The sequence below is a fragment of the Mesorhizobium sp. WSM4906 genome (assembly GCF_029674625.1).
Lineage (GTDB): Bacteria > Pseudomonadota > Alphaproteobacteria > Rhizobiales > Rhizobiaceae > Mesorhizobium.
In genome coordinates this window covers 1,857,060-1,883,504 of sequence record NZ_CP121355.1, presented here as the reverse complement: position 1 = coordinate 1,883,504, position 26,445 = coordinate 1,857,060, and the positions used below count along the sequence as shown (strand labels likewise).

Here is a 26,445-nt window from a genome sequence, read left to right as displayed (position 1 = left end):
CCCTTTAGGGAAGCGCGCTTACTGCGCCGTCCAGCCGCCATCCATCGGCAGGGTCGTGCCGGTCATCTGCTTGGCGGCGTCCGAGCACAGGAAGAGCGTCAGCGCCGCGAGTTCCTCGACGGTGACGAATTCCTTGGTCGGCTGCGCGGCTAAAAGCACATCGTGCTTGACCTGCTCCTCGGTCATGCCGCGCGCCTTCATCGTATCGGGGATCTGCTTCTCGACCAGCGGCGTCCAGACATAGCCGGGGGCGATCGCATTGACGGTGATGCCGTCCTGCGCCACTTCCAGCGCCACCGTCTTGGTCAGGCCGGCAATGCCGTGCTTGGCCGAGACATAGGCCGATTTGAACGGCGAGGCGACCAGCGCGTGTGCCGAGGCCGTGTTGATGATGCGGCCCCATTTGCGGCGCTTCATGCCGGGCAGCACCGCCTTGATGGCGTAGAAGGCGGCGAGCAGGTTGATGCGGATGATCGCTTCCCACTTGTCGTCGGGAAACTCGTCGATCGGCGCGACATGCTGGATGCCGGCATTGTTGACCAGGATGTCGAGGCTGCCGAATGCCTCCTCGGCCTCGTGCACCATGGCGGTGACCGCGGCGCCGTCCATCATATTGGCGCTCGAATAGCGGCATTTCACACCGAAATCCTTCTCGATGCCGGCGCGCTCCTGCTCGATCGCCGCGGCGTCGCCCAGGCCGTTGATGGTGACGTTGGCGCCCTCGGCGGCAAAGGCGCGGGCGATTGCCAGGCCGATACCGCTGGTCGAGCCGGTGACGAGCGCATTCTTCGAAGACAGGGAACCCATGGGAGATCTCGCAAGAGGTGGAGGGGACTAAGGCACATAGTTTGTGCGCCGCAGCATGACAATGCCATGGCCATATGTCGTTGCGATTACAATGTTGTGATGCCGTGCGAGCGCCATGAAGCTGGCGCTCGGGGACGATGACATGGCACTGTCATGGTGCCGTGCAACATACTCACCTGCGCATCTCGCGCATGTCATTCCTGAACCGATAGGTGAACAGCTTGGAAATCGACGATGTCGTGAAGCGCGCCTATGCGATGCCGCTCACCAACCCTTCCTTCCCGCCCGGCCCCTATCGTTTCTTCGACCGCGAATACATCATCATCACCTACCGCACGACGCGCGAGGCGTTGGAAGCCGTGGTGCCGAAGCCGCTCGAGATCGACGAACCGCTGGTGAAATACGAGTTCATCCGCATGCCGGATTCGACCGGCTTCGGCGACTATACCGAGACCGGCCAGGTCATCCCCGTGCGCTTCGGCGGTCAGCATGGCGGCTATGTCCATTCCATGTATCTCGACGACGACGCGCCGATCGCCGGCGGCCGCGAGCTCTGGGGTTTTCCGAAGAAGCTCGCCAGCCCCAAGATCGTGCATGAGGGCGAAGTGGTGGTAGGCACGCTTCACTACGGCAGCGTGCTGTGCGCCACCGGCACCATGGGCTACAAGCATCGCGAGGCCGACCACGATTCCGTGCTCGCCTCGCTCGCCGCGCCCAACTTCCTGATCAAGATCATCCCGCATGTCGATGGCAGCCCGCGCATTTGCGAGCTGGTGCGCTACTACCTGACCGACGTGACGCTGAAGGAAGCCTGGACGGCGCCGGCCGCGCTCGACCTTCGGCCCCATGTCATGGCCGACGTGGCCAAGCTGCCGGTGCTCAAGGTCGTCTCGGCCGTCCACTTCACCGCCGACCTGACGCTCGGGTTGGGCGAGGTCGTCCACGACTATCTCGCCGATCGCAACTCGACCGCGACCAGCGCAATCCAGCCGGAGAAGGCTCGTGCTTGAACGCACCCGAAACAAGGCTACCGCCGCCACCATCCAGGAAATCTCGCAGCAATATGATCGCGTCGCCCTGGTCTTCCAGGGTGGCGGCGCGCTGGGCGCCTATCAGGCCGGCGTCTATCAGGCGCTTTCCGATGCCGGCTGCGAGCCGACCTGGCTCTCCGGCGTTTCGATCGGCGCCATCAACGCCTCGATCATCGCCGGCAACGAGCCGAGCCGGCGCCTGCAGCGGCTTGAGCAGTTCTGGCAGACGGTTTCAGGCCGCAAGATCTGGGCCTATACGCCGGAAGGCGACGTCTATCGCGACATCCGCAACCGCACCTCGTCGTGGATGACGATGATGATGGGCCAGCCCGGCTTCTTCAAGCCGCGCAATCCCAATCCATGGTTCGAGCCGCCAGGCGCCGAGGGCGCCACCAGCTTCTACGACACGGCCGAGCTGAAGGAGACGTTGGAAAGCCTGATCGACTTCGACGTGCTCAACGACGGCAAGAAGCGCTTGAGCGTCGGCGCGGTCAATGTCAGGACCGGCAACTTCGTCTATTTCGACACCGACAAGGTGCGCATCGGGCCGGAGCACATCATGGCGAGCGGCGCGCTGCCGCCGGCCTTCCCGTCGATCCGCATCGAGGGCGAGTATTATTGGGACGGCGGCATCGTCTCCAACACGCCGCTGCAATACCTGCTCGACCAGGAGGAGGACCGCTCCTCGCTGGTCTTCCAGGTCGACCTGTTCAGCGCCCGCGGCGCGCTGCCGCGCGGCATGGCCGACGTGCTGTCGCGCCACAAGGACATCATGTATTCGAGCCGCACGCGCCAGAACACCGACAATTTCCAGCGCATCCATGCGCTCAAGATGAAGCTGCTCGATGCGCTCAAGCGCGTGCCGCCGGAGCAGCTGAAGGACGGCGAGAAGGAACTGATAGCCGACTATTCCGATGCCGGCGTCGTCAACATCGTCCACTTGATCTACCAGCACAAAGGCTATGAAGGCCACGCCAAGGACTATGAGTTCTCGGGCACCTCGATGCGGGAGCACTGGGAGATGGGCCTCGAGGACACCGAGCGCACGCTGCGCCACAAGCAGTGGCTGATGCTGCCGACCAATGTCGAGGGCGTCGCCATCCACGACCTGCACCGCGAAGACCCGACTTAGCCAGCCCTCCGAGGCGGCTTTTCAGCGGTATCATAGGTGTTGGCAGCGAGAATCCAGTCGTTCGACCGAGCGGACCGACGTCCGAGATTGTCGAAACCCTTCCTCACGTCGTCATCCACGGGCGGAGCAGCCGCGAAGCGGCGTCGCGGAGACCCGAGAATCCATTCCGTGACCTGTCGCGAAGGGTAAAGGCGGCGCAGAACGGAGGTCGTTCTGCACCGCCGTGACGCTTACAGGTAACGGAATGGATTCCATGGTCTGCGCCGCGTCGCTTCGCTCCTTGCTCCGCCATGGAATGACGACGTGAGGGTCGCCTCGGCTAATCCGATGCGCCTCCTCGACACTACAAATACATCCCTCGCTACTCGTGTCCCAAACAATGGTTTGCCCAAAGAAAAAAGGCAGCGCCGGTCGCCGGCGCTGCCTTTCGTTTAAGTGTTCTTGCGTTCCGCTCAGAACACCTGGCGGAACAGCACGAAGAGCACGAAAGACAGCGCGATCGAGCAGGGCAGCGTCAGTACCCAGGCGAGCAAAAGGTTGCGCACGGTCGCCCACTGCAGGCCGGAGCCGTTCGCCGCCATCGTGCCGGCAACGCCGGACGACAGGACGTGGGTGGTCGACACCGGCAGGCCGAGACGGTCGGCCGCGCCGATCGTGATCATCGCGACCAGTTCGGCGGCGGCGCCCTGGCCGTAGGTCAGGTGGCTCTTGCCGATCTTCTCGCCGACGGTGACGACGATGCGCTTCCAGCCGACCATGGTGCCGAGGCCGAGCGCCAGGGCCACGGCGATCTTGACCCAGAGAGGGATGAACTTCGTCGCGTTGTCGACCGCCTTGTGATAGTCCGTCACCGCCTTCAGGTCGGCATCCTGCATCGGCAGCAGCTTCTTCTTGTCGATCAGCTTCAGCGCTTCGCCGATCAGATAGATGTCGTTGCGGGCGTTGCTGACCAGGTCCGTCGGCACCTTGTCGACGGTGGCGTAAGGCTGCAGCCCGGCCGTCGTGTTGTGGATGTAGCTCTGCAGCGCGACAGTCGTCTGGTCGTTCCAGGTCTTCGAGCGCACGGCCTCCTGAACCGCGGCCTTGGCATCGGCGACGGTGACGCCCGGCTTGACATATTTGCCCAGCGCCTGCTCGACGGAGACCGAAGCCGACTTGTAGGCCTCGAGATAGTTGATGTCCGGCGTGCGGTTGAGCGCATAGGCGGTCGGCACCACGCCGATCAGGATCAGCATGATCAGACCCATGCCTTTCTGGCCGTCATTCGAGCCATGCGCGAAGCTGACGCCGGTGCAAGTGAAGATCAGCAGCGCGCGGATCCACCACGGCGGCGGCGTCTTGCCTTTCGGCGCCTCATAGAGCGCCGGATTGCGCACGAGAAACTTCATCACATAAAGCAGGGCCGCGGCAGCGAAGAAGCCGACGAGCGGCGAAACCAGCAGCGACATGCCGACATTGGTCGCCTGCCCCCACTCGACGCCGCTGGTGGCGCTTCCGGCCGGCGCCATGAACTGGTTGGCGAGGCCGACGCCGATGATCGAGCCGACCATGGTGTGCGAGCTGGACGCCGGCAGACCGAGGAACCAGGTGCCCAGATTCCACAGGATGGCCGCGACCAGCAACGCGAACACCATGGCGAAGCCGGAAGACGACCCGACTTGCAGGATCAACTCGACCGGCAACAGCGACAGGATGCCGAAGGCCACGGCGCCGCTCGAGGTCAAGACGCCCAGGAAGTTGAACACGCCCGACCACATGACGGCGAATTCCGCCGGCAGCGAGCGCGTGTAGATAACGGTCGCCACGGCATTGGCGGTGTCGTGGAAGCCGTTGACGAACTCGAAGCCTAGCGCAATCAGGAGCGCGATGCCGAGCAGGATCCACGGCACCGTCTTGGCGATCGCCAGATCCTGGCTCAGCGCATAGCCGACATAGATCAGCCCGACCAGGACCAGCACGCCGAATGCCGGCAGGAACCACTTCGCGCTGCTCGATTGCTCCAGCGGATGATCCGGTCTCGGAATCCCCGCCTCACTGGAAACCATGTCCACCATTGTCCCACTCCATTTGCATTGCAGCAAAGAACCGGGAAGAACGCTATGTCCCCAGGATGAAGCTGGTGTGACGCTCTTAACCGTCTGGTGACTATCCGGCTATGTTCAGGAGCGCCGCCACCAGAAGCTTGTGCTCATCCTCGGTAAGCACATCGGAATCGAAGAGATTCATGCTGCGCAGTCCTTCGATGGCGAGGAAACAGACCAGCAGCGAGCCGAGGTCGTCCGTTTCGCCTTTCAGCCTTTCGAAGAGCTGCCGCTTGAACGCCTTTATCGGCGTCAGGAAATCCGGATCCTCCGCGATCGCGGAAAACATCCAGGAAGCCGAAGGCTTTGGCTTCTCGCAATCATCGGCCGAGAGCCGTATGTAGGCCGCGAGCACGCTCTCGTCGCTGGCCTCGGCCACGCGTTCTTCGAGCGCTTGTTCGAAAGCATTGAGGTAGTTCTCGACCAGCCCCTGCATCAGCTTGGCCTTGGTCGGGAAATTGTAGAGCAGGCCGCCCTTGGAGACACCGGCGCGGCTGGCAACGGCGTCGAGCGACAGGCTTCCGGGACCCGCCTCGCGCGCCACGTCGGCGGCGGCGGCCAATATTCTGTCGCGCGAGTTTGCCCTGCGAGCCTTCATCACGCCTTCCCTTACATTAGCTTATGCAGAATTGACAAGACCGTCCAGACGGTACAGTAAGGCGCCGCCATTTGAAATCGGGATGCGTCATCGATATGTGTCCCGGCATCGATTGTTTTGCCGGTTGCCGGCTTGAGGGGACTGTCCGTGAAGCGCTTCTTCATCATCACCGGAATCCTGCTGCTGCTTGTCGTGGCGTGCGCGGGAATCGTCGGTTTCAACCTGTTTCGCGACAATGCGATCAAGCAGTTTTTCGCCACCATGAAGCCGCCTGCCGCGACCGTCTCGACCGTCGTGGTGAAGCCGTCGGACTGGACGCCCGGCGTCGAGGCGATCGGCACCGTCAACGCCGTGCGCGGCGTCGACCTGACCGTCGAGACGGCAGGCATCGTCAAGGACATCCTCTTCCACGCCAACCAGAAGGTCGCGGCCGACGCCGTGCTGCTGCAGCTCGACGACGCCGTCGAGAAGGCCGATCTGGTGGCGCAGAAGGCGCAGGCCGCCTCCGACCAGGCGGCGTTGACCCGCGCGCTCGAATTGCAGCGGCGCGGCGTCGGCACCGACGCGACGCTCGATGCCGCGCGCGCGGCGGCGGACGCTTCGGCCGCGCAGGTGAACAAGCTGCAGGCCGTGCTCGACCAGAAGCAATTGGCCGCCCCCTTCAACGGAACGGTCGGCATTCCGAGGATCGACATCGGCCAATATCTGGCCCCAGGCAACTCGGTGGTGACCCTCCAGGATCTGGACACGATGCGGGTCGACTTCACCGTGCCCGAGCAGCAGCTCTCATTGCTGAAGATCGGCCAGACGGTGCGGATCGGCGGCAGCGTGGCCGACATGCCCTTTGCCGGCTCCATTCGCGGCATCGATCCCAAGATCGACCCGGCGAGCCGGCTGGTGTCGATCCGCGGCGAGGTTGCCAATCCGGAGGGCAAGCTGACGCCTGGCCAGTTCGTGCAGATCCGCGTCGAGCTGCCGGAGGAAAGCAACGTCATCTCGGTGCCGCAGACGGCGGTGACGTCAAGCCTGTACGGCGACTTTGTTTTCGTCGTCGTGCCGGCGAAGCCTGCTGACGGCGGCGCTGGCGCGCCGGCGAAACCGGAACAGCAGAAAGCCGGCGCGCAGAAGCCTGCCGGCGATGCCGCCAAGCCGCAAGCCGATGCCTCCAAGCCGGCCTCCGATGCGGCAAAGCCCGCCGACAACGCCGCAAAACCGGCTGACAACGCCCAGAAGCCCGCCGAAGCCGGGCAGCAGCCGGCGCTCGTTCTGTCGCAGGTGTTCGTCAAGCTCGGCCGCCGCAACAACGGCATGGTCGAGATCGTCGAGGGCCTGAAGGCCGGCGACCAGGTCGTCACCGCCGGCCAGAACCGGCTCTTCAACGGCATGCCCGTTGCCGTCGACAACACGATCGATCCCAGCAAATCGGCGAACAAAGAGGTTCAGCAATGAGCTTCTCCGATATCTTCATTCGCCGCCCCGTCCTCTCGACGGTGCTGGCCTGCATGATCCTGCTCCTGGGTTTCCAGGCCATCTTCAACCTGTCGATCCGCCAATATCCGAAGGTGGACGAGACGGCGATCACCATCACCACGGCCTACCCGGGGGCGAGCGCCGACCTGATCCAGGGCTTCATCTCCGCGCCGATCGCGCGTGCCGTCGCCTCGACCGAGAACATCGACTACGTGACCTCGTCGAGCCGGCCGTCTTCCAGCACCGTGACCGTGCAGATGAAGCTCGGCTCCAATCCCGACGTCGCGCTGACCGAGGTGCTTTCCAAGGTTCAGGGCGTGCGCGGCACGCTGCCGGATGCCGCCAAGGACCCCGTGATCGTCAAGGGCACCGGCCAGCAGTTCGCGATGATGTATATCTCGATGCAGAATCCGAACATGACCAAGGAGCAGCTCACCGAGTATATCGAGCGCGTCATTCGGCCTCGCATTTCGACGGTGGAAGGCGTCGCCGACGTGCAGATCTTCGGCGCCGAGGAATATTCCATGCGCGTCTGGATCGATCCGATCAGGCTTGCCGCCCGCAGCGCCACCGCCGCCGACGTGCTGACCGCGATCAACAACTCCAACTTCCTGTCCGCGCCCGGCAACACCCAGAACGAGTATGTGGTCTCCTCGATCACCGTGCATTCGACCTTGCAGACGCCGGAGGCGTTCTCGCAGCTCCCGATCCGCTCGACCGACGGTCAGGTCGTGCGCCTGCGCGACGTGGCGCGCGTCGAACTCGGCGCCGCAAGCACCGACACCAGGGTGAGCTTCAACGGTAAGCCCGGCACCTTCCTGGCCATCTTCCCGACGCCGGCGGCCAACCCGTTGACGACCGCGGCGGCGGTCACCAAGCTCGTGCCGCAGATCCAGGAGACGCTGCCGAAAGGCATGACGATCGAGGTCGTCTACGACGCCACCGAGCAGATCAGCGCCTCGATCGAAGAGGTGTTCAAGACCATCGGCGAGGCGGTCGCCATCGTCATCGTGGTCATCCTCCTGTTCCTTGGCTCGTTCCGCTCGGTGATGATGCCGATCGTCACCATCCCGCTGTCGCTGATCGGCGTTTGCTTCATCCTTTTTTCGGTCGGCTACTCGATCAACCTCTTGTCGCTGCTCGCCATGGTGCTGGCGATCGGCCTCGTCGTCGACGACGCCATCGTGGTGGTGGAAAACATCCATCGCCACATGGAAGAGGAACACATGTCGCCCATGCAGGCGGCCTTCAACGGCATGCGCGAAATCTTCTCGGCAATCATCGCCATGACCATCACGCTGGCCGCCGTGTTCGCGCCGCTTGCCTTCACCGGCGGCCTGACCGGCGCACTGTTTCGCGAATTCGCGGTCACGCTTGCCGGCTCGGTGGTGCTGTCCGGCCTGATCGCCGTCACCATCACGCCGATGATGTCGGCGCGGCTCCTGAAGGCCGGCGCGCACGGGCGCTTCCAGCGTATCGTCGACGGCACGTTCAGCCGGGTCGAGCGCGTCTATGAGCGCGCGGTCACCGCTTCGCTCAGAAACCGGCCGGTGACGCTGATCATCGTCGTGGCGCTGGTCGCGCTCACCGGCTTCATGTTCACCAAGACCTCCACCGAGTTGGCGCCGGAAGAAGACCAAGGCTTCCTGCTCTCGTTGGTGACGGGGCCGCGCTATGCGACCTCGGACTACACCGAGACCTACGTCAACCAGATCCTCGGCCTCGTGAAGGACATCCCGGAGACCAGGGCGCAGTTCTCGGCCGTCGCCTTCGGCGGCCAGACCAACAGCGCCTTCGTCGGCTTCGCCTTCAAGGATTGGGCCGACCGCAAGCGCGGTTCGAAAGAGCTGCAGGCCGACATTACCGGCCGGCTCGCCAAGGTGGCAGGCGTCCAGGCCTTCGTCTTCGCGCCGCCGACGCTGCCGGGCTCCGGCGGCGGCTTGCCCATCTCCATGGTGGTGCGCTCGACCGGCGATCCCTCCGAGGTCTTCGACGAGGCCGAGAAGATCAAGAACAAGGCGCAGGCTTCCGGTCGCTTCATCGTCGTGCAGAACTCGATGGCCTATGACGCGCCGCAGGTGACCGTGACCATCGACCGTGAGCGCGCGGCGGCGTTGAACCTGCCGATCGCCGACATCGGCAGCACGCTGACCCTTTTGGTCGGCGGCGCCGAGGTGGCGCAGTTCGACCGCGACTCCAACAGCTACGACATCATCCCGCAGGTGCCGCAGGAGTTCCGCGACAATCCGGACAAGCTAGGCGAATATTTCGTGCGCAGTGTCGATGGCAAGATGGTGCCGCTGTCTGCGGTGGTGAGGATCTCGACCAACGCCTCGCCGGCGGCGATCGAGCAATTCAACCAGTTGAATTCAGCGACGATCACGGCCCTGCCGCTGCCTGGTGTGACCACCGGCGACGGGCTGAAGGTGCTGGAGGACCTTGCCAGGGAAACGCTGCCCGACACCTTCTTCATCGACTATTCCGGGCAGTCGCGGCAGGAAAAGGAACAGGGCAACACCATCCTGATCGCCTTCGCGGCCGCCGTGATCGTCATCTATCTGGTGCTGGCCGCGCAGTTCGAGAGCTTCCGCGATCCACTGATCATCATGATGGCTGTGCCGCTCTCGATCTTCGGCGCGATCGTGCCGCTCAACATCGGGCTGGGTACACTCAACATATACACGCAGGTCGGGCTGATCACGCTGATCGGCCTCATCACCAAGCACGGCATCCTTCTTGTGGAATTCGCCAACCAGCAGCGCGAGATCCACGGCATGCGGCGGCGCGATGCCATCATCGCCTCGGCCAAGGTGCGCCTGCGGCCGATCCTGATGACGACGGCGGCGATGGCGCTCGGTGTCGTGCCACTGATCATCTCCAGCGGCGCCGGCGCCGCGGCCCGCTACTCGATGGGTCTCGTCATCTTCACCGGCATCCTGGTCGGTACCATGTTCACGCTGTTCGTGGTGCCGATGTTCTACACCTTCATCGCCAGCAAGGATCTGCCGCATCTCGCCGAAAAGCCGGATCCGAAGCTGATGCCGGCGCTGCCGACTTAGCTCCAAAATGGAAAGAGGCCGGAAAAAAGCTCCGGCCTCTTTTTTTGGCGGTCGCCCCGCGGCTTCGGCGCCGGAGCAATTCCGGCAAACGTCCGGAATTGCGTCAAAACTGGTCCGAAGGCGGCGATCCGCCCGCTACTTGACCCAGCCCGTCACTTGACGATGACGATGCTGGTGTTGGCGGGGCCGAAGGCCTCGACGAGCTGATAGAAATCGGCCGCGGCATCGGGATGCAGGCGCACGCAACCATGCGAGGCAGGCCGGCCGAGGCGGTTGATGGCGTAGGTCGCGTGCACGGCATAGCCGCCGCTGAAGAACACCGAATGCGGCATCGGCGCGTTGTCGTACTTTTTCGAGTACCACATCTCGTGCAGGCGGATCGGCTTGAACGACCCCGTCGGCGTGACATGCGCTCTGTCGCCGGTCGACACCTTCCAGGCGAAGGTCGGGCGGCCGTCGACCATGACTTCCATGGTCTGCTGCGACAGCGAAACCCGGGCGACGATCTGATTGGCGTGAGCGGCGTTGCCGCCGAAAAGCAGTGCCGCGCCGGTGAGCGCGGCGGCGGTGATGTTGATGAGCTTGGCTGAAATGGCGGTATGCATGACGATCCCTCTCTTTGTCCGGTCTGGCCGGCTTCAATTTCGATGGCCGTCTTATCGTGGGAACCTGTTTCAAGCCTATTTCGCTTGACGCTCGTTTCTGTTTCGAATCTGTTTCTGCAAGTTAACGGCTCCGACCGAAGGAACCTGCCCCTGGCGTGCGGGATGGTTAACGGCAGGACAGGGAAAACAGGCAAGCGAAAGCGCATATGACCTTGATACGAAAGCCATTTCCCCGGTTTCGAAACCAATCTGCAACAAAACGCGGCTCGCGCGGCATGATGCGGATACAGGAGGGCGGCAAGTTTGACGCAACGGGAACAGACATCAGCAAACGAAAATGGGCAGGAAATCGAAACTACGCCCCTGGCTTCTCAGGATCAGCGTCGCGGCCGTCATCCTCGGTGGCGCCGGCTCGGTCGCCGGCAACCCTGTGGCAACGCTCGGCGCCATGAATTCAGGCGAGATTTCGACGCTGCACACTGCACTGTTCATCGCCACGGTCTGGATTGTTTCCAGCCTGCGCATCAACCGGCTGAGGGCCCTCTGGCGGGTCGGCCTTCGGCTGATGAGGATGCGCGGCCCCTCCGGCTACTTGCTGCCGAGAGGACCGAAGGCCCGCGCCGCAGCGGGGGGCTCCGTCAGCGGCGCGGGCGCTTCGGGAGTTTCCTGAAGTATCGACGACTTAGCGAATTGGGGATTGAGCGATGAAGACGAAATTTGCCGCCTCGGTGCTGTCCGCGCTGCTTTATGCACAAGGGCTGCTTGGCTTTGCTGCGCTTGCAACGGTGCTGCTCAAGGAGCGCGCCCATGCCCAGATCACCGTCGCCGCCGACGCGCCGTCAGGCCCCTCGGTCCTCGTGGTCCGTTAAGCATCGAGCATCGTCGGGCCCGAAAGTGAAGATCGGTTTTGGGAAATCCGATGCAAGAGCAAGGAAAAGACCCGCTGGCTATCGCCTCAGTCGGTGCGCGGCGTCGGCGGATCGAACCGATAGCCGGCGCCCCTGATCGTGGTGATGGTCTCGGTATCGAGCTTGCGGCGCAGCCTCACGATGCGCGAATCGATCGAGCGGTCGAAAGCATCGGCATTCTCGGCGGGCGCGGCGGCGATGATGTCGTCGCGCGTCAGCACCTTGCGCGGGCTCGCCAGAAACAGTCTCAGCAGCGCCACCTGCCCCGGCGACAGCTGATCCTCGGCGCCGGAGCGATGCATCACCATCGCCGACCTCAGATCGACGGTGGCGTTCTCCAGCACGATCAGCTCCTGGGTGTTGCGGCCGCGCCGCGTCAGCAGGCCGCCGATGCGCGCCGCGAGCTCGCGCACGTTGAGGGGGCTTTCCACCACGTCTGCGGCGCCGAGCTCCAGCGCCAGCACCTTGTCGACGAGATCGGCCGGCCGGCAGATCAGGATGAAGTCGGAGCCGCCTTCGCCGCCATAGCGCTTGAGCAGCTCGCGCCCCTCCGCCTGGCTCACATCGTCTCCGACGACCACGACGTCGATGCCCCCCGCCGAAAGCAGCGACTCCGCCTCCCAGGGCTGGCGCGCTTGGCGCACATCGTGCCCGCGCCGGTCGAGATGGTCGGCAAGGTCGCCGGCCACCACCTCCGCAACGGATACGAGCGCGACGACGGACCGTGCTGCCATTTTTCTCCACCTCGCCACAGACAACTCGAGATGAGCGCTGGACATCATGTTTATACCCAATCTACTTTCCGCTGAAAGCGGGAGCGAGACCATTGTGAAGGCGCGCATCATCGTCGTCGAGGACGAGCCGGACCTGAGGGAGGCGGTTGCCGAGTATCTCGGCGCCAGCGGCTATGACGTCGACACGGCCGAGAATGCCGCGGCGGCGCGCAGCCTGATCGAGGCGCAGTCCTTCCATCTCGCCATCCTCGACATCGCCATGCCCGGCGAGGACGGACTGTCGCTCGGCCGCTGGCTGCGCTCCAAGACCCAGATCGGCATCATCTATGCCACCGCCGCCGGCACCGCGCTCGACCGCATCGTCGGGCTGGAGCTCGGCGCCGACGACTACATCGTCAAGCCCTATGAGTTGCGCGAGGTGCTGGCGAGGGTCCGCAGCGTGCTTCGCCGCGTGCCGCAGCCGGCGGCACCTCAGGCCGCGAAGGCCGAGACCGGCACACGCCGCTTCATGAATTTCGGTGGCTTCCAGGCCGATTTCGACGGCAGGCTCGTCACCGGCGCCAACGGCGTGGTCATCGAGATGGCCAAGAGCGAATTCGATGTGCTGGAGGTTTTCCTCACCCGCGCCAACCGCCTTTTGACGCGGGCGGCGATCTCGGAAGCGATCGGCTTCGTGGAAGACCCCGAATCGTCGCGCGCGGTCGACATCCGCATCATGCGTCTCAGGAAAAAGATCGAGGCGGACCCCGCCAATCCGAAATTCCTGCGCACGGTGCGCGGCGAAGGCTATATCTTCTCGCTGCCGACCAGCGACAGCAACTGACTCCGGCGCCGCGCATCCTTTCGGATACGCGATAGACGCTGTAGCATTCCATCCAGCGCATGTTCCTCGGAAACCGTGACCGATTTTCGTGGCTTGTGTGCTGGATTTCATGGTTTACCGATATCGCCCGGGGATGACGTTCGACGATGACAGTTGAGGCCGAACGGATGGACATGCACGGCTCCCGTCAGGGCGCCGCGATGGCGGCCGTCCATGTCGTTCGCCGCCTGCGCGAGGCGGGCGACTGGCAGCGCGAGATAGACGGCATACTGGAGACGCTGTGCCGCTCGATGGATTGCCAACGCGGCATTCTTTTTCGTCTGCGCGAGCTCCCGGGCCAGGGCTTTGCGCAGTCCGTTTCAGCCTACTGGATCGACCCCGCCTTCGGCGGCGAGCTCGCATCGCCCACGGTGATCATGCAGTCGATCATCAACTCGGATCCGCTGCTGGAGCGGCTGCAGGAAGACGAGCGCCAGGGCAAGGTCTTTGCCGGCCACACGCGCAACCTCGAGGGTTTCCTGCGGGCCGATTTCGAGAAGCAGAGCATAAAATCCTTCATTTCCGTATCTGTCTTCGCCCACGGCCATCTTTGGGGCACGCTCGCCGTCAACGACTGCGTCGCCGAGCGCGAATGGACCGACGAGGAAGAGGCGACGCTGCACATCATCGCGCTCGCCATCGGTGATGCCATTGAGCACTCGCCTTCGGAGGCTCACGCCAGCGAGGTCATCCGCCGCACCATGCTGCAAGCCTCGCTCGACGCCATCATCGTCATCGACGAGGCGGGCTCCATCATCGAGTTCAATCCCGCCGCCGAGAAGATGTTCGGCTTCCGACGCAGCGACATCCTCGGCAAGGACCTGCTCGACACCATCGTGCCGATCTACTACCGCAAGGGCTATGCCTCGGGTGCCGACTACATGGCCGGCCGCGGCGCGCCGATGGTCAACCAGCGGCTGGAGACCGTGACCCAGAACGCGGCCGGCGAGATCTTTCCGATCGAGCTGACCGCGACGGAGATGCGGGTCGCCGACCGCCGGCTGATCTTCGGCTCGATCCGCGACCTGCGCGAAAAGCTGCGCGCCGAGGAAGAGATCAACCGCCAGCGCGAGAAGCTGCATCAGAACGAGAAGATGGCGGCGATGGGCTCGCTGCTCGCCGGCGTCTCGCACGAGCTCAACAATCCGCTCGCGGTGGTGGTGGCGCAATCGACGCTGCTGCATGAATTCGCTGCCGATCCGCAGACCAAGGTGCGCGCCGAGAAGGTGCGCGCCGCCGCCGAGCGCTGCGGCCGCATCGTCAAGAGCTTCCTGTCGATGGTGCGCCTGCATCCGACCGAGCAGGCCGAAACCGACCTCAACCAGGTGATGCGTGCGGCGCTTGAGGTCACCGCCTACGGCGCGCGCTCCAGCGGCATCATCATCGATACCGATTTTGCCAATGGTCCGCTGCTCGCCATGGCCGACGCCGACCATGTCACGCAGGTTGCGGCCAATTTCCTCATCAACAGCCAGCACGCGCTGGCCGGCGTCACCGGCGAACGGCGCATCAAGGTGCGGACTTTCCGCAGCGACCGCGGCAACCCCGGCTTTTCGGTCGAGGACAACGGTCCAGGCATTCCCGAGGCGATCCGCTCGCGCATCTTCGAATCCTATTTCACCACCAAGCCGGTCGGCGTCGGCACCGGCATCGGTCTGTCGATCTCCAAGTCGATCGTCGAGCGCCACAACGGCAACATCTGGTTCGAGGAGGTTGAGCCGCACGGCGCGCGCTTCGTCGTGCAGCTGCCGGCGATCACCGGCGATGCCGCGAAAGCCGGCGAAGGCCCGGCGCGCTCCAGCGGGCTGCGCCATGCGCTGATCATCGACGACGAGCCCGACGTCGCCGCTTCGCTCTCCGACATACTGGAGCTGATGGGGGTGAAGTCGCGGATCGTCGCAAGCTGGAGGTCCGCCGGCGAGGTGCTGGGCGGGCACGTGTCGCCCGACATCGTCTTTTCGGACCTGCGCATGCCCGGCACCAGCGGCATATCGATCTACCGTGAATTGCTCGCCGAGCGGCCCGTGCTGGCCAAGCGCTTCGTGCTCGTCACCGGCGACATGATCGGCGCCAAGGCGGAAATCGAGTCCCAGCCGCCGCAGCAGCGTCCGCATATCCTGGAGAAACCGTTCTCGACACTCGACGTCCGCGGCATCCTCTCGACCGTTGCCGAAGAGACAGCTGTCGATGACGGCGCCCATATCTGAACCAATAGCGCAAAAGAGGCGTGGCCTCCAGGTCGGCCTCACTCGAATATCGATAGGGCCGAAAAAAAGAGGCTCCCGACCGACTTCGCGGCGGGAGCCTGACTGGAGCGCTGGAGGGAGCGCTCAGGGGAGCTCTAGAGCAATTCCAGGAAAAGTGTGTAACGGTTTTCCGTCCGGAATTGCGTAAAAACAAATACTTAGAGCGGTTCGGCGATTCCGTGAAACGCTGAACCGTTCTAAAAGACGTTCGGCGTGTTGGTGAGCGGCTGGGCGTTGGCGATCATGCGCACCGCGCGGGCCTTGTGCTGGCCCGACTGCTCGGCGATGGCGCGCAGGCATTCGGCGTTCTCGGCGCCCCAGTTCTGGCCCTTGCAGGCAAAATCGATCGCCGGCTCCGGCAGGCGCGCGGTCTTGAGCGTCGTCGGCGCGCCCTCCACGACATTGGCCGGCGGGTTGAGCGAAGCGAAGGCCGGACCGGCTGCCGGAGCGGCCACCATGCTGATGAAAGCGCAGGCGCCGATCAGCATGAACATCGCCATCGGATGATCGCTGGCACGCTGGCGCAACGCCAGCTTCGGCCGGCGATCATTGCGCTCCGGGCCGTGCGCGCGTCGATTGGTGTCAGCGGTCTGGACTTTCGCAAACATCGGTTGCTCCCTTCGTTATCTTTCTTTTCCTTATGAAACGAACTTAAACGCGCCACGTAACAGGCGAATGGTCGACCGCGATTGCCTGTGTAACAGGATTGAAACAGGGAATTTGGATCGCCACGCCTGTTTCCCCGCTTGCCGCCGGCTGAGCTTCACCGCACTGGTTTGCGGACAAATGCGCCTGTCGGACGCCGGCAACTGTAAGCAACCTCACACAGCCGCCGAATTGGCATGACCATTGTGATTATCGGATGCGCCAGACGTGCCGGAACGAAGCTCTCGCAGCGCCCGAATGCGCGGCCGGAACCGCTGCTCTACATCCCTGGTTAAGGCTCGGATTTTCCGGGATTTTTCTGGCTAAAGCGGCGCCAAACCCGCTGCCATGGAATTTCCATATTCTCACAAACCATTGCATTTCAATGAAAAATATGCTTTTATTGAATGAGTATTCAACAAAAAGAAGAGCATTTTTATGAACCCGCATCTCCGTGACGTGGCGATCCCCAACGATTGGGACCGGCGGGGGTTGCCGGGGTGGAGTTATCACTCCAATGCCCTTCTCGAGCTCGAGAAGGAATACGTCTTCCGCAATCATTGGCAGATCGCCGGCCACGTTTCCGACGTGCCGAACCCCGGCGATTATCTGACCATGGACGTCATCGGCGAGCGCGCGCTGATCGTGCGCGGCAAGGATGGCGTCGTGCGCGCCTTCAACAATATGTGCCGCCACCGCGGCAGCCGCGTCGTCGCCGACAGCCAGGGCACTTGCAAGAACGCGCTGGTCTGCCCGTTCCACGGCTGGGTCTACAATCTCGACGGCACCTTACGGGGCGCGGCACGGCCGCGCTCTTTCCCCGAGCTCGACAAGACCGAGTTCGGCCTGATGCCGCTCGACCTCGAAATCTGGATGGGCTTCATCTTTATCCGCTTCCGCAAGGGCGGCCCGCAGCCTTCGGTGGCCGAGCTCTTGAAGCCGATCGAGGCCGAGATCGCCAACTACCGCGTTGCCGACATGGTGCCGTCCTGGGGAATCTGGACGCAGAAATCGCCGGTCAATTGGAAGTCGGTGCGCGACGTCGACAATGAGGGCTACCATGTCGCCATGGCGCATCCGGCGCTGCAGGACCTCTATGGCGCGACCTATTTCGACGAGCCTTTCATCAATGGCGTGTCGCGTTCCTTCGCCACTTACAACCCGCATGCCGGGCGGCGCTGGAGCGTCGGCCAATACGTCAAAATAGCGCCCGAGCCGACGCATCTGCCGGAGCACCTGCGCAAGGCCTGGATCTATTACGGCATCTTCCCCAACAACGCGCTGTCGATCATGCCGGAATCGGTGCAGTTCTATCAGGAGTTCCCGCTCTCAACCGGAGAAACGCTGCTGCGCGGCGCGATCTATCGCTATCCGGACGAGACGCGAGAGCAGGCGGCGGCGCGCTACCTTGCTTATCGCATCGACCGCGACACGATGAACGAGGACGTGCAGCTTTCGGTGTGGTCGAACGAATCCATGCTGTCGGAAGCCTTCGAGGGTTTTTATCTCTCAGACCTCGAATATGGCGTGCGCACCCACCACGACCATCTGCGCAGGCAAGTTCCGGTGCTGAACCTGGAGACGGCGCCCGAGGAAAAGGACATGTGGGGACTGAACGACGCGCTGCGATCGAGGGGGTAGAAGCTGCTAATCTCCCCCCTTGCGGGGGAGATGCCCGGCAGGGCAGAAGGGGTCGCTGCGCGTAGAACGCCGACGTCCTCTATCGTCGCGGAAGGCGCGGGCACTCTACGTGAGACGACCCCCTCTGTCGCCTTCGGCGACATCTCCCCCTCAAGGGGGGAGATTGGCTAATCACCCGCGCCACACCCCTTCCTTCCTGAGATCATCCATCGTGCGCGAAATCCCCTCGCGCAGGATCGCGACCATGTCGTCGACCTGCTCACGGCTGGTGATTAGCGGCGGCGACATCACGCACATGTTGATCAGCGGTCTGACCAGCAGGCCGAGCTCGTGGCAATGCGCGTCGATGCGTTTGCCGACATCCTTGTCGAGCTGCAGCGGGTCCTTGCTCTCGCGATCGGCGACGCATTCGACGCAGGCCATCAGGCCGACGCCGCGCACCTCGCCGACCAGCGGCAGCTCCTCCAGCGTCTTCAGGCGCGCCTGGAAATAGGGCGCGATCTCGCGCGCATGCTGGAGCACGCCTTCTTCCAGCAGGTCGAGGTTCTTCAGCGCCACGGCGCAGCCGATCGGATGGCTGGTGTAGGTCAGGCCATGGCCGAACAGCGCGTCGGGATGATTGGAGCGGCGCAGCTGTTCCAAGAGCCGCTCGGAGATGATGACGCCGCCGAGCGGGAAATAGCCTGATGTCACGCCCTTGGCGAAGGTAATCATGTCCGGGTCGATGCCGAAGACGTCGCCCGAGGCAAAGACATGGCCGAGCCGGCCGAAACCTGTCACCACCTCGTCCGAGACATAGAGGATGTCGTTCGCGCGGCAGATCTCGCGGATACGCTTGAGATAGCCGTCCGGCGGCACGATGACGCCGCCCGAGGCCTGTACCGGCTCGCCGACAAAGGCGCCGATGCGATCGGCGCCGACGCGCGCGACGGTGTCGCGGAACTGGTCGACCAGGAAGTCGGTGAAGGCGGCGATGCTCATCTCCTTTGGCCGCCGGAACGGATCGGGCGACGAAAGCTTGATCACCAGCTCGTCGGCGCCGTCCATCCAATCGCGGTCGCGCGGGCGGCCGTTGAGGGAGGCCGACAGATAGGTCGAGCCGTGATAGGCGCCGCCGCGGCTGAGGATGAGCTTCTTTTCCGGTCGGCCGCGCACATTGTTGTAGAACTGCATGAAGCGCAACGCCGTCTCCACCGCCGACGAGCCGCCAGTGGTGAAGAAGATATGGCTGAGATCGCCCGGAGCGGCATCCGCGATGCGCCGGGCAAGCTCGGCCGAGGGCGCATTCATCGTGTACCAGGGCGTGTTGTAGGAGAGCGCCATCGCCTGGTCGTACATCACCCTTGCCAGCTCCTCCCGGCGATGCCCGACATTGATGCACCACATGCCGGCCGGACCGTCGATCAGCCGCTTGCCGGAGGCGTCGGTGATGTAGATGCCGTCGCCCTCGCCGATCAGCGCCCGCGCCTCGGCGCCTACCGAGCCGGCATATGGCCAGGGCTGGACGAGATGGCGTTTGGCGAGTTCGACCGCGTCGTCATCGCCGGGCTCGATGAGTTCGCTTGCCTTGGTCTTGCTTTGAGCCGCCATGTTAGCCTCGCGTTGTCCGGTTGCGGAATACTTCTTGGACACGGAACGAAGCGGGAAACCATGGAACTTCGGCTTTTTTTCACTTCATTTTGAATGTCCGTTCAATCAATATTGCAGAAATAGCGCTTGATTTCAATCGGCGGATGCGCTCATGATGAAAGAAAGCCGGCAAGCCAGCGAGCGATTGCTCGGGGCATAAAAATCGGGAACAGGCGTCGGCGCGCCGATCAATGGGAAGGCCGCATGGCGGGACAGTCCGAGCCAGCAACGGAAATCACGCCCGGAGCGCTGCAATGACGGTGGCCGCGGAAGGGTCGCCCCCGCTGCGCGAAGCGGGAGCCAGACGAAGTCCCCTTCTGCAATCGGAAGCCGCTCAAGGCTTCGCGCTGATCAGCCCGACCTTCCTCTACGCGCTCATCCTCCTCGTCCTGCCGATCCTGGTCGTGATCGCACATTCCTTCTGGACGCAGGACTACCTCACTATCGACCACACCTTCACGCTGGAGAATTACCGGATCGCGCTGACCGAGCCGATCTACCGCGACCTGCTCTGGCGCTCGCTCTACATCTCGCTGACGGTCAGCCTGCTCACCGTGGCCCTGGCCTATCCGATCGCCTATTTCATTTCCTTCCATGGCGGTCGCCACAAGAGCCTGTGGCTCTTCCTCATCACCATCCCGTTCTGGACGAGTTACCTTTTGCGCGTGATGTCGTGGAAGGTGATCCTCGGCTATAACGGCGTGCTCAATTCCGGCCTGATGGGCCTCGGCATCATCGACGAGCCGTCGACGGCGCTGCTCTACAATTCCAGCGCCGTCATCATCACGCTGACCCACGCCTGGGCGACCTTCGCCATCCTGCCGATCTTCGTTTCATTGGAGAAGGTCGACCGTACGCTGGTCGAAGCGGCGACCGACCTCGGCGACGGGCCGCTGCGCTCCTTCCTGCGCGTGACGCTGCCGCTGTCGGCGCCCGGCGTCATCTCGGCCGCGCTTATCGTCATGATCCCGACCGTCGGCGACTACGTCACGCCGAAGCTGGTCGGCGGCAAGGACGGCGTCATGATCGCCAACGCCATCCAGGCGCAGTTCGGCAAGGCGTCTAACTGGCCGCTGGGTGCTGCCCTCTCCGTCACCACCATGGTCATCGTCTCGCTGATGGCCGGCGCCACGGTGCTGGTCATCCGCGCCCTGCAGAGGCTGGCACGATGACGGCGATCAGACGTTTCCTGCCGGGCTGGCTGTCGAGCTACGCCGCCCTCTACGTCCTCTTCCTCTATCTGCCGGTGATCTTCCTGCCGATCTTCTCGATCAACACCGCGGCGACGCCGAAATTCCCGCTCTCGGGCGTCACGCTTCATTGGTATGAGGACCTGCCGCGCACGCCGGCGCTGATCGACGCCACCTGGAACAGTCTGCTGGTCGGCATTTCGGCCTCGATCTTGTCGACGGTACTCGGCATCCTCGCCGCCCGCTCGATCACCCGCTACCGCTATCCCGGCCGCCGCACCATCAACGGGCTGATCATGGCGCCGCTGGTGCTGCCTGAGGTGATCGTCGCCATCTCGATGCTTTTGGTCATGCTGCAGCTCGGCCTCAGCCTGTCGCTGTTCACCGTGGTGCTCGGCCATGTGCTGGTCTGCATCCCCTATTCGATGACGGTGCTGACCGCCGGTTTCGAGGGTTTCGACCGCAGCCTCGAGGAGGCGTCCGCCGACCTCGGCGAAAGCGCCTTCGGTACCTTCCGGCGCGTGACACTGCCGATGGTCGCGCCGGCGATCATCTCCAGCCTGCTCGTCTGCTTCACCATTTCGCTCGACGAATTCATCATCGCCTTCTTCCTCACCGGCACCGAGGCGACGCTGCCGATCTACATCTGGGGCCAGCTGCGTTTCGCGGCCAAGCTTCCCGGCGTGCTGGCGCTCGGCACCTTGCTGCTCTTGGCGTCTTTCGTGCTGATGACGATCGCCGAAATCCTGCGCCGCCGCGCCGCCAGGCGCACCCAGAACGAGGGAGGCCTCTATGCTTGAGCGGGTCCAGTCCGAACGCACGATGCCGGATCGCACCATGATCGAGATCCGCGACGTCACGCGCAGCTATGGATCTTTCAAGGCGCTGGACAATGCATCGCTGGCGATCAGGGAAGGCGAGTTCTTCTCGCTGCTCGGCCCTTCCGGCTGCGGCAAGACCACGCTTTTGCGCATGATCGCCGGCTTCGACACACCGACCAGCGGCTCGATCGCCGTCGACGGCCAGCCGATGGACGGCATCCCCGCCAATCGGCGTCCGACCAACATGGTCTTCCAGAGCTACGCGATCTTCCCGCACCTCAATGTCGAGCAGAATGTCGCCTACGGGCTGAAGCGGCTGAGGCTCGAAGCCGGTGAGGAAAAACGCCGCGTCGAGGAGGCGCTGGCGCAGGTCTCGCTGACCGGGCTCGGCAAGCGCCGAGCCACCGAGCTTTCCGGCGGCCAGCGCCAGCGCGTGGCGCTTGCCCGCGCGCTGGTCATGCGCCCGAAGGTGCTGCTGCTCGACGAGCCGCTCTCGGCGCTCGACAAGAAGCTGCGCGAGCAGATGCAGGTCGAGCTGCGGCGCCTGCAGCAGGCGGTCGGCATCACCTTCGTGCTGGTCACCCACGATCAGTACGAGGCGCTTGCCATGTCGGACCGTATCGCCGTGATGTTCGGCGGCCGCATCGCGCAGGTCGCCTCGCCGAAGGAAATCTACCAGCGTCCGGTCAATCGGCAGGTCGCCGACTTCCTCGGCGGCATGAATTTCGTGAAAGCTCAGATCATTGAGGAGAACGGCGCTTCATTGGTGCTCGACACGCTGGGTTTCGGCCGCGTCAAGACCGACAAGCCGAAGGCTTTCGTCCGCAATGGCGGCGGCGCGGCGACACTCGGCATCCGGCCGGAGCGCCTGCGCGTTTTGTGGGACGATGCGACGGCGAAGTTCGAGGTCGCCGGCAAGGTCGTCGAGCGCCATTATTTCGGCGAGATCACGCATCTGATCGTCGAGATACCGGGATTGGAAAAGCCGCTGTCGGTGACCGAGACCAATGATTTCGGCGCCGACGACATCCCGGTCGGCGCGCCGATCCGCCTCGCCTACGATCCCGAAGCGCTGGTGGCGATGGCCGACTGAATTTTCCTGGCGGCGATACGCCCTGCCACGATCGCGCCTTCGACATAGCCTGGAAAAGACGGCGAGAGTTCCGAAGCCGAGAAATAGACCGGCGGCGCGCCGGCAAGGATGGCGCGCTCGGCGTTTCTCGCCGTCACGTCGACGATGAGATCGCTGTAGGCGCCGCCGCTCCAGCGATCATGCGTCCAGTCGCGTGAGCTGAAATCGACAATGTCGGCAGCTTCCGGGCCGAGTGCCTGCTCGAGTCTTGCCGTCAATTCCGCGCGCAACGCCGCATCGCCGAGCCGGTGCCAGCGCAGCGCGAGAGGCCCGCCGATGAAGACGATAAGCGCGGCATGGTCGAGATCCTTGCTGGCGTCGCAGGCAAACAGCCCTGGCTGATCGCGCCACATCACCATGCCGCGCAGACCCCGCTCGCGCCAGAATGGCCTGGCATAGCGCACCAGGATCTTGATCACCGCGCCGCTTTCCCAGACGCCCAGAGCCTTTGCAAGCTCCGCCGGCAAGGCGGGCGCGAATTCGAGCTTCGCCGCCGTCGCCGGCGGCAGAGCGATCAGCGCCTTGCGTGCTTCGATCACACCGCGGGCCGAGACGACACGAACGCCTTGCTGCCCGTGCTCGATCCGTGTCGCCGGTTCGCCCAGCCGCAGCCGATCGCCGAGGTCACCTGCCAGGTCGTCGGCCAGCGACTGCAGCGTATCGCGCAAGAAATACTGCAGCTCGAACACCTCGTTGGTGATGCGGCGATCGTTGTCGATCAGGTACCATAACGGCACCTTGTCCAGCGCCAGGCACCATAGGCCTTCGATCATCGAGCGGAAGGCGGCCTTGGCGTCGGCTGTGTCCTTCTGGCGCTCGAGCCATGTCGCAACGGTCAGCCCGGCGATCGAGGGATCGTCCGGCTCGATCCCGTTCATGCGCTCGCGGATCGCCATCGCGATCTGATAGGTCCGCTCGGCTTCCTTGGCAGGCATCGACGGATGGGTAATGAACTCGCCCTCGACATAGGTCTCGACCAATGTCCTGCCGCGCGTCTTTGCCAGCGCCATCACTTCCGGCATGTCATCGCACAGGAACTGGCCGCCGCTGTCGATCCGTTCGCCGAGCCCGTTTTGCATGGCCTCGACCCGGCCGCCGACACGGTCACGTGCCTCGAGCAGCAAGAAGCCGATCCCGGCGCGCTTCAATTCGAGCGCGGCCGACAGGCCGGTGAAGCCGGCGCCGACGATTGCAACGTCGGTTTTTTCCGATTTGCTGCTCAATAGCCGGCCTTGATCTTCTCGAACTCGGCGACCATGCGCTGCTTGAGTTCAGGCGCGACCGGCTGCTGGAACAGCGTCTTGTCGAGGAACTTGTCGAGATTGTCGAAACCGCGATCGGTGAGCAGCTTCTGGTCCATCGCCGCCATGCCGGCACTATTGCCGTGGCCGTAACCGAAGGTCTTCACCATGTATTCCGAAACGTCGGGCGCGTTGACGGCGTTCAGGAAATCATAGGCCTGGTCGAGCTTGCCCGGCGCATCCTTCATCAGCACGTAGCCGCACACCCAGGTCGACAGGCCCTCCTTGGTGTTGCGGTTCATCTCGATCGGCAGTCCTTGTCCTTTCAGCGTCACATAGGTCTCGTTCCAGCCCCAGACCAGATCGACCTCATTGCCGATGAAGGCCTGGTTGAGGTCGGTATCGTCCGTCCAGTAGAACCGGATGTTCTTGTGCACGTCGCGCAGGAAGGCGGAAGCTTGGCTGAACTGCTCGTCGGTCATCTTGGTCCAGTCCTTCAGTCCGATGACCAGGCTCGCCAGCGCATAGGCGTCATCGACATTGTCGCCGATGGTGACGCGGCCCCTGAACTTGGGATCGGCGAAGATTTTCAGCGACTGCGCCTCTTCCGCCGTCACCTTGTCGGTGCGGTAGAGAAGCGAGGTGTTGCCCCAGTCGAAGGGCATGAACCAAGCCTTGCCATCAGCGGTGGTCGCCAGATCTTTCATCGCCATGATGCCCGGATTGAGGTCCTTCCAGCCGGTGATTCTTGAGGTGTCGAGCGGCTGCAGCAGCCCGGCCTCGCGCCATTTCACCACGCTCTGCGAGCAGGGATGCGCGATGTCGGCCTTGAAGCCGGCCCGCATCTTCTCGAAGGCTTCGTCCTCGTCACCGAAGAAGGAGAAGGCCGGCTCGGCGCCATACTTGGCGGTATAGGCCGGATGCAGCAGCGGATCCTCATAGCCCGACCAGTCGAAGACCACGAGATCGCCGCCACCCTCGGCGGGCGCGTAAGCGGCGCCTGCACCGACCGTCACGACGGCGGCCAAGGCAAGGCTGCGAAGCATGGATATCATGGCGCGAGAACTCCCCCGTCGCGAACGCGTTTCGGCGAGGTTAGGAGAATTCCCCGGCTTTGGCGAGCCCGCCCGCTTCGGCTCCCGGCCGACAGCTTTCTGACCCTGTCTCCAACCCAATGCCAGGGACCACCAATTGCCGAAGTCGGCGCTGCCCCTCATTGCCCTGCCGGGCATTTCTCCCCGTATAGTGACGGGGAGAAAGACGCTGCCGCGAACGGTTTCGCCAATCGCCGGCGTTGCAGGACAAGCGCCAAGGCCGCGGCCGGCCCCCTTCTCCCCGTCACTATACGGGGAGAAGGTCCCGGCAGGGGGATGAGGGGCAGCGCAAGCATCGGCGATCTGCGCCTGCCAAACAACCACAAGCCGCAATTGAAGCGATTGCGCAACGCCGTTTCAGTTCAGGAGCGACCGGTCGTTTCCACAGCACTCAATAGCCCGCTTTGATCTTCTCGAACTCGGCGATCATCTTGAGCTTGAGCTCGGAGGGCAGCGGCTGCTGGAACAAGGTCTTGTCGACCCAATTCTCCACATTGTCGTAGCCCTTTTCCTTCAGCACCGCCTGGTCGACGCCGGCCATGCCCTTGGCGTTGGCCTGGCCGTAGCCCCAGTCCTTGACCAGCACCTTGGCGACGTCCGGATCGTTGACGGCATTGAGGTAATCATAGGCTTTGTCGACGTTGTCGGGCGCGTCCTTGAACAGCACATAGCCGCACACCCAGGTCGACATGCCCTCGTCGGTGTCCTTCTTGGACTTGATCGGCACGCCGGCCGCTACCGATTGCACGGTGGCATCGTTCCAGGCCCAGGCGAGGTCGACCTCGCCGCCGCTCAAGAGCTGCACGATGTCGGTCGTGTCGGTCCAGTAGGAGCGGACGTTCTTGTGCACTTGGCGCAGGAAGTCGGACGACTGCTTGAACTGCTCGTCCGTCATCTTGGTCCAGTCCTTGAGCCCGATGGCGAGGCTGGCCAGCGCATAGGCGTCGTCGACATTGTCGCCAATCGAGACGCGGCCCTTGTACTTCGGATCGGCGAAGGCTTTCAGCGACTGCACGTCCTTCTCGGCGATCTTGTCGGAATTGTAGGTGAGCTGCGTGTCACCCCAGTCCCACGGCATGAACCAAGCCTTGCCGTCGGGAGTGGTGGCAAGATCCTTCATCGCCATGATGCCCGGGTTGAGGTCCTTCCAGCCGGCGATCTTCGAGGTATCGAGCGGCTGCAGCAGCCCCGCCTCGCGCCATTTCACCACGCTCTGCGAGCAGGGATGGCCGAGGTCCGCCTTGAAGCCGGAGCGGATTTTCTCGAACGCTTCGTCTTCGTCGCCGAAGAAGGCGAAGGTCGGCGAGTCGCCGTTCTTCTCGACATACTTGCCGTGGAAGCTCGGATCCTCATAGCCGGACCAATCGAACACGATCAGGTCCTTGTCGGCGGCAACGGCGAACGCCGCCGCCGAAGCCGCAAGCGTCCCGGCGAGCGCCAATGTCAGTGTCAGGCGTCGGCTGAGTTTCTTCATGCTGTTCCATCCTCTTTTGGTCTTGCCGGTCTTGCTGGCCGGCTG

General features: G+C 63.6%; 22 protein-coding genes. 12 read left to right on the top strand and 10 right to left on the bottom strand.

Annotated features, from left to right (window positions below; all coding sequences use genetic code 11):
• Positions 1-18: 18 nt before the first annotated feature.
• Positions 19-807, bottom strand: coding sequence for a 3-hydroxybutyrate dehydrogenase (locus tag QAZ22_RS08905; protein WP_278206347.1), 789 nt, complete (start codon positions 805-807; stop codon positions 19-21).
• Between the two features lie 221 nt (positions 808-1,028).
• On the opposite strand from QAZ22_RS08905, the gene QAZ22_RS08900 reads away from it, so the two are divergent.
• Positions 1,029-1,817, top strand: coding sequence for an acetoacetate decarboxylase (locus QAZ22_RS08900; protein WP_278207803.1), 789 nt, complete (start codon positions 1,029-1,031; stop codon positions 1,815-1,817).
• Entirely contained in the window at positions 1,810-2,970 is a 1,161-nt protein-coding gene (locus tag QAZ22_RS08895) for a patatin-like phospholipase family protein (RefSeq protein WP_278206346.1), read from the top strand. The genes QAZ22_RS08900 and QAZ22_RS08895 overlap by 8 nt, the downstream gene beginning before the upstream one ends.
• A 452-nt stretch (positions 2,971-3,422) precedes the next feature.
• Here the strand turns inward: QAZ22_RS08895 and QAZ22_RS08890 are convergent, their stop codons facing one another.
• Positions 3,423-5,024, bottom strand: a complete 1,602-nt coding sequence (locus QAZ22_RS08890) for an inorganic phosphate transporter (protein ID WP_278206345.1) — start codon at positions 5,022-5,024, stop codon at positions 3,423-3,425.
• Positions 5,025-5,115: 91 nt separating this feature from the next.
• A complete protein-coding gene (locus tag QAZ22_RS08885; protein ID WP_278206344.1) occupies positions 5,116-5,649 on the bottom strand; it encodes a TetR family transcriptional regulator in 534 nt (177 codons plus the stop codon).
• 147 nt (positions 5,650-5,796) lie between these two features.
• On the opposite strand from QAZ22_RS08885, the gene QAZ22_RS08880 reads away from it, so the two are divergent.
• Positions 5,797-7,098, top strand: a complete 1,302-nt coding sequence (locus QAZ22_RS08880) for an efflux RND transporter periplasmic adaptor subunit (RefSeq protein WP_278206343.1) — start codon at positions 5,797-5,799, stop codon at positions 7,096-7,098.
• Positions 7,095-10,178, top strand: a complete 3,084-nt coding sequence (locus QAZ22_RS08875) for an efflux RND transporter permease subunit (protein WP_278206342.1) — start codon at positions 7,095-7,097, stop codon at positions 10,176-10,178. The genes QAZ22_RS08880 and QAZ22_RS08875 overlap by 4 nt, the downstream gene beginning before the upstream one ends.
• A gap of 152 nt (positions 10,179-10,330) precedes the next feature.
• Here the strand turns inward: QAZ22_RS08875 and QAZ22_RS08870 are convergent, their stop codons facing one another.
• Positions 10,331-10,783: a L,D-transpeptidase gene (locus tag QAZ22_RS08870; protein WP_278206341.1), complete on the bottom strand. Its 453-nt coding sequence runs from the start codon at positions 10,781-10,783 to the stop codon at positions 10,331-10,333.
• 337 nt (positions 10,784-11,120) lie between these two features.
• Here QAZ22_RS08870 and QAZ22_RS08865 point away from each other — a divergent pair, with 337 nt between their 5' ends.
• The gene (locus QAZ22_RS08865; RefSeq protein WP_278206340.1) at positions 11,121-11,453 is read left to right on the top strand and encodes a hypothetical protein; all 333 of its coding nucleotides are present in this window, start codon (positions 11,121-11,123) and stop codon (positions 11,451-11,453) included.
• A 34-nt stretch (positions 11,454-11,487) separates the two neighbouring features.
• Positions 11,488-11,652 carry a hypothetical protein gene (locus QAZ22_RS08860; RefSeq protein WP_278206339.1) on the top strand — a complete coding sequence of 55 codons (165 nt, stop codon included), beginning with the start codon at positions 11,488-11,490 and terminating at the stop codon, positions 11,650-11,652.
• A gap of 86 nt (positions 11,653-11,738) precedes the next feature.
• On the opposite strand, the gene QAZ22_RS08855 is transcribed toward QAZ22_RS08860, so the two are convergent.
• Complete coding sequence (locus QAZ22_RS08855; protein ID WP_278206338.1) at positions 11,739-12,425, bottom strand: response regulator transcription factor; 687 nt, start codon at positions 12,423-12,425, stop codon at positions 11,739-11,741.
• 94 nt (positions 12,426-12,519) lie between these two features.
• Here QAZ22_RS08855 and QAZ22_RS08850 point away from each other — a divergent pair, with 94 nt between their 5' ends.
• Entirely contained in the window at positions 12,520-13,248 is a 729-nt protein-coding gene (locus tag QAZ22_RS08850) for a response regulator transcription factor (RefSeq protein WP_278206337.1), read from the top strand.
• A 146-nt stretch (positions 13,249-13,394) separates the two neighbouring features.
• Entirely contained in the window at positions 13,395-15,494 is a 2,100-nt protein-coding gene (locus QAZ22_RS08845; protein WP_278206336.1) for a hybrid sensor histidine kinase/response regulator, read from the top strand.
• Between the two features lie 236 nt (positions 15,495-15,730).
• Here QAZ22_RS08845 and QAZ22_RS08840 read toward each other — a convergent pair whose 3' ends face one another.
• Entirely contained in the window at positions 15,731-16,141 is a 411-nt protein-coding gene (locus tag QAZ22_RS08840) for a hypothetical protein (protein ID WP_278206335.1), read from the bottom strand.
• Positions 16,142-16,616: 475 nt separating this feature from the next.
• On the opposite strand from QAZ22_RS08840, the gene QAZ22_RS08835 reads away from it, so the two are divergent.
• A complete protein-coding gene (locus QAZ22_RS08835; RefSeq protein WP_278206334.1) occupies positions 16,617-17,819 on the top strand; it encodes an aromatic ring-hydroxylating dioxygenase subunit alpha in 1,203 nt (400 codons plus the stop codon).
• Between the two features lie 171 nt (positions 17,820-17,990).
• Here QAZ22_RS08835 and QAZ22_RS08830 read toward each other — a convergent pair whose 3' ends face one another.
• Positions 17,991-19,409 carry an aminotransferase gene (locus QAZ22_RS08830; RefSeq protein ID WP_278206333.1) on the bottom strand — a complete coding sequence of 473 codons (1,419 nt, stop codon included), beginning with the start codon at positions 19,407-19,409 and terminating at the stop codon, positions 17,991-17,993.
• Between the two features lie 293 nt (positions 19,410-19,702).
• Between QAZ22_RS08830 and QAZ22_RS08825 the strand changes: the two genes are divergently transcribed.
• From QAZ22_RS08825 to QAZ22_RS08815, 3 genes are read left to right on the top strand one after another with little or no spacing between them, the layout of a single operon-like run.
• The gene (locus tag QAZ22_RS08825; protein WP_278206330.1) at positions 19,703-20,620 is read left to right on the top strand and encodes an ABC transporter permease; all 918 of its coding nucleotides are present in this window, start codon (positions 19,703-19,705) and stop codon (positions 20,618-20,620) included.
• A complete protein-coding gene (locus QAZ22_RS08820; protein ID WP_278206328.1) occupies positions 20,617-21,438 on the top strand; it encodes an ABC transporter permease in 822 nt (273 codons plus the stop codon). The genes QAZ22_RS08825 and QAZ22_RS08820 overlap by 4 nt, the downstream gene beginning before the upstream one ends.
• A 37-nt stretch (positions 21,439-21,475) precedes the next feature.
• The gene (locus QAZ22_RS08815; RefSeq protein WP_278207802.1) at positions 21,476-22,552 is read left to right on the top strand and encodes an ABC transporter ATP-binding protein; all 1,077 of its coding nucleotides are present in this window, start codon (positions 21,476-21,478) and stop codon (positions 22,550-22,552) included.
• On the opposite strand, the gene QAZ22_RS08810 is transcribed toward QAZ22_RS08815, so the two are convergent.
• The 3 genes from QAZ22_RS08810 to QAZ22_RS08800 form a co-directional block, all read right to left on the bottom strand.
• A complete protein-coding gene (locus QAZ22_RS08810) occupies positions 22,516-23,814 on the bottom strand; it encodes a flavin monoamine oxidase family protein (RefSeq protein WP_278206327.1) in 1,299 nt (432 codons plus the stop codon). The two genes, QAZ22_RS08815 and QAZ22_RS08810, sit on opposite strands and share 37 nt — an antisense overlap.
• A complete protein-coding gene (locus QAZ22_RS08805; RefSeq protein ID WP_278206326.1) occupies positions 23,811-24,887 on the bottom strand; it encodes an extracellular solute-binding protein in 1,077 nt (358 codons plus the stop codon). Before QAZ22_RS08805 ends, QAZ22_RS08810 begins: the two co-directional genes overlap by 4 nt.
• Positions 24,888-25,317: 430 nt before the next feature.
• The gene (locus tag QAZ22_RS08800; protein ID WP_278206325.1) at positions 25,318-26,400 is read right to left on the bottom strand and encodes an ABC transporter substrate-binding protein; all 1,083 of its coding nucleotides are present in this window, start codon (positions 26,398-26,400) and stop codon (positions 25,318-25,320) included.
• Positions 26,401-26,445 lie beyond the last annotated feature (45 nt).

Excerpts from the sequence above, each read along its gene's own strand:
- QAZ22_RS08905 (WP_278206347.1), bottom strand. The coding sequence starts at position 807 with ATGGGTTCCCTGTCTTCGAAGAATGCGCTCGTCACCGGCTCGACCAGC.
- QAZ22_RS08890 (WP_278206345.1), bottom strand. The coding sequence starts at position 5,024 with ATGGTGGACATGGTTTCCAGTGAGGCGGGGATTCCGAGACCGGATCAT.
- QAZ22_RS08885 (WP_278206344.1), bottom strand. The coding sequence starts at position 5,649 with ATGAAGGCTCGCAGGGCAAACTCGCGCGACAGAATATTGGCCGCCGCC.
- QAZ22_RS08875 (WP_278206342.1), top strand. The coding sequence starts at position 7,095 with ATGAGCTTCTCCGATATCTTCATTCGCCGCCCCGTCCTCTCGACGGTG.
- QAZ22_RS08870 (WP_278206341.1), bottom strand. The coding sequence starts at position 10,783 with ATGCATACCGCCATTTCAGCCAAGCTCATCAACATCACCGCCGCCGCG.
- QAZ22_RS08865 (WP_278206340.1), top strand. The coding sequence starts at position 11,121 with ATGGGCAGGAAATCGAAACTACGCCCCTGGCTTCTCAGGATCAGCGTC.
- QAZ22_RS08860 (WP_278206339.1), top strand. The coding sequence starts at position 11,488 with ATGAAGACGAAATTTGCCGCCTCGGTGCTGTCCGCGCTGCTTTATGCA.
- QAZ22_RS08855 (WP_278206338.1), bottom strand. The coding sequence starts at position 12,425 with ATGGCAGCACGGTCCGTCGTCGCGCTCGTATCCGTTGCGGAGGTGGTG.
- QAZ22_RS08845 (WP_278206336.1), top strand. The coding sequence starts at position 13,395 with ATGACAGTTGAGGCCGAACGGATGGACATGCACGGCTCCCGTCAGGGC.
- QAZ22_RS08840 (WP_278206335.1), bottom strand. The coding sequence starts at position 16,141 with ATGTTTGCGAAAGTCCAGACCGCTGACACCAATCGACGCGCGCACGGC.
- QAZ22_RS08835 (WP_278206334.1), top strand. The coding sequence starts at position 16,617 with ATGAACCCGCATCTCCGTGACGTGGCGATCCCCAACGATTGGGACCGG.
- QAZ22_RS08830 (WP_278206333.1), bottom strand. The coding sequence starts at position 19,409 with ATGGCGGCTCAAAGCAAGACCAAGGCAAGCGAACTCATCGAGCCCGGC.
- QAZ22_RS08825 (WP_278206330.1), top strand. The coding sequence starts at position 19,703 with ATGACGGTGGCCGCGGAAGGGTCGCCCCCGCTGCGCGAAGCGGGAGCC.
- QAZ22_RS08820 (WP_278206328.1), top strand. The coding sequence starts at position 20,617 with ATGACGGCGATCAGACGTTTCCTGCCGGGCTGGCTGTCGAGCTACGCC.
- QAZ22_RS08815 (WP_278207802.1), top strand. The coding sequence starts at position 21,476 with ATGATCGAGATCCGCGACGTCACGCGCAGCTATGGATCTTTCAAGGCG.
- QAZ22_RS08805 (WP_278206326.1), bottom strand. The coding sequence starts at position 24,887 with ATGATATCCATGCTTCGCAGCCTTGCCTTGGCCGCCGTCGTGACGGTC.
- QAZ22_RS08800 (WP_278206325.1), bottom strand. The coding sequence starts at position 26,400 with ATGAAGAAACTCAGCCGACGCCTGACACTGACATTGGCGCTCGCCGGG.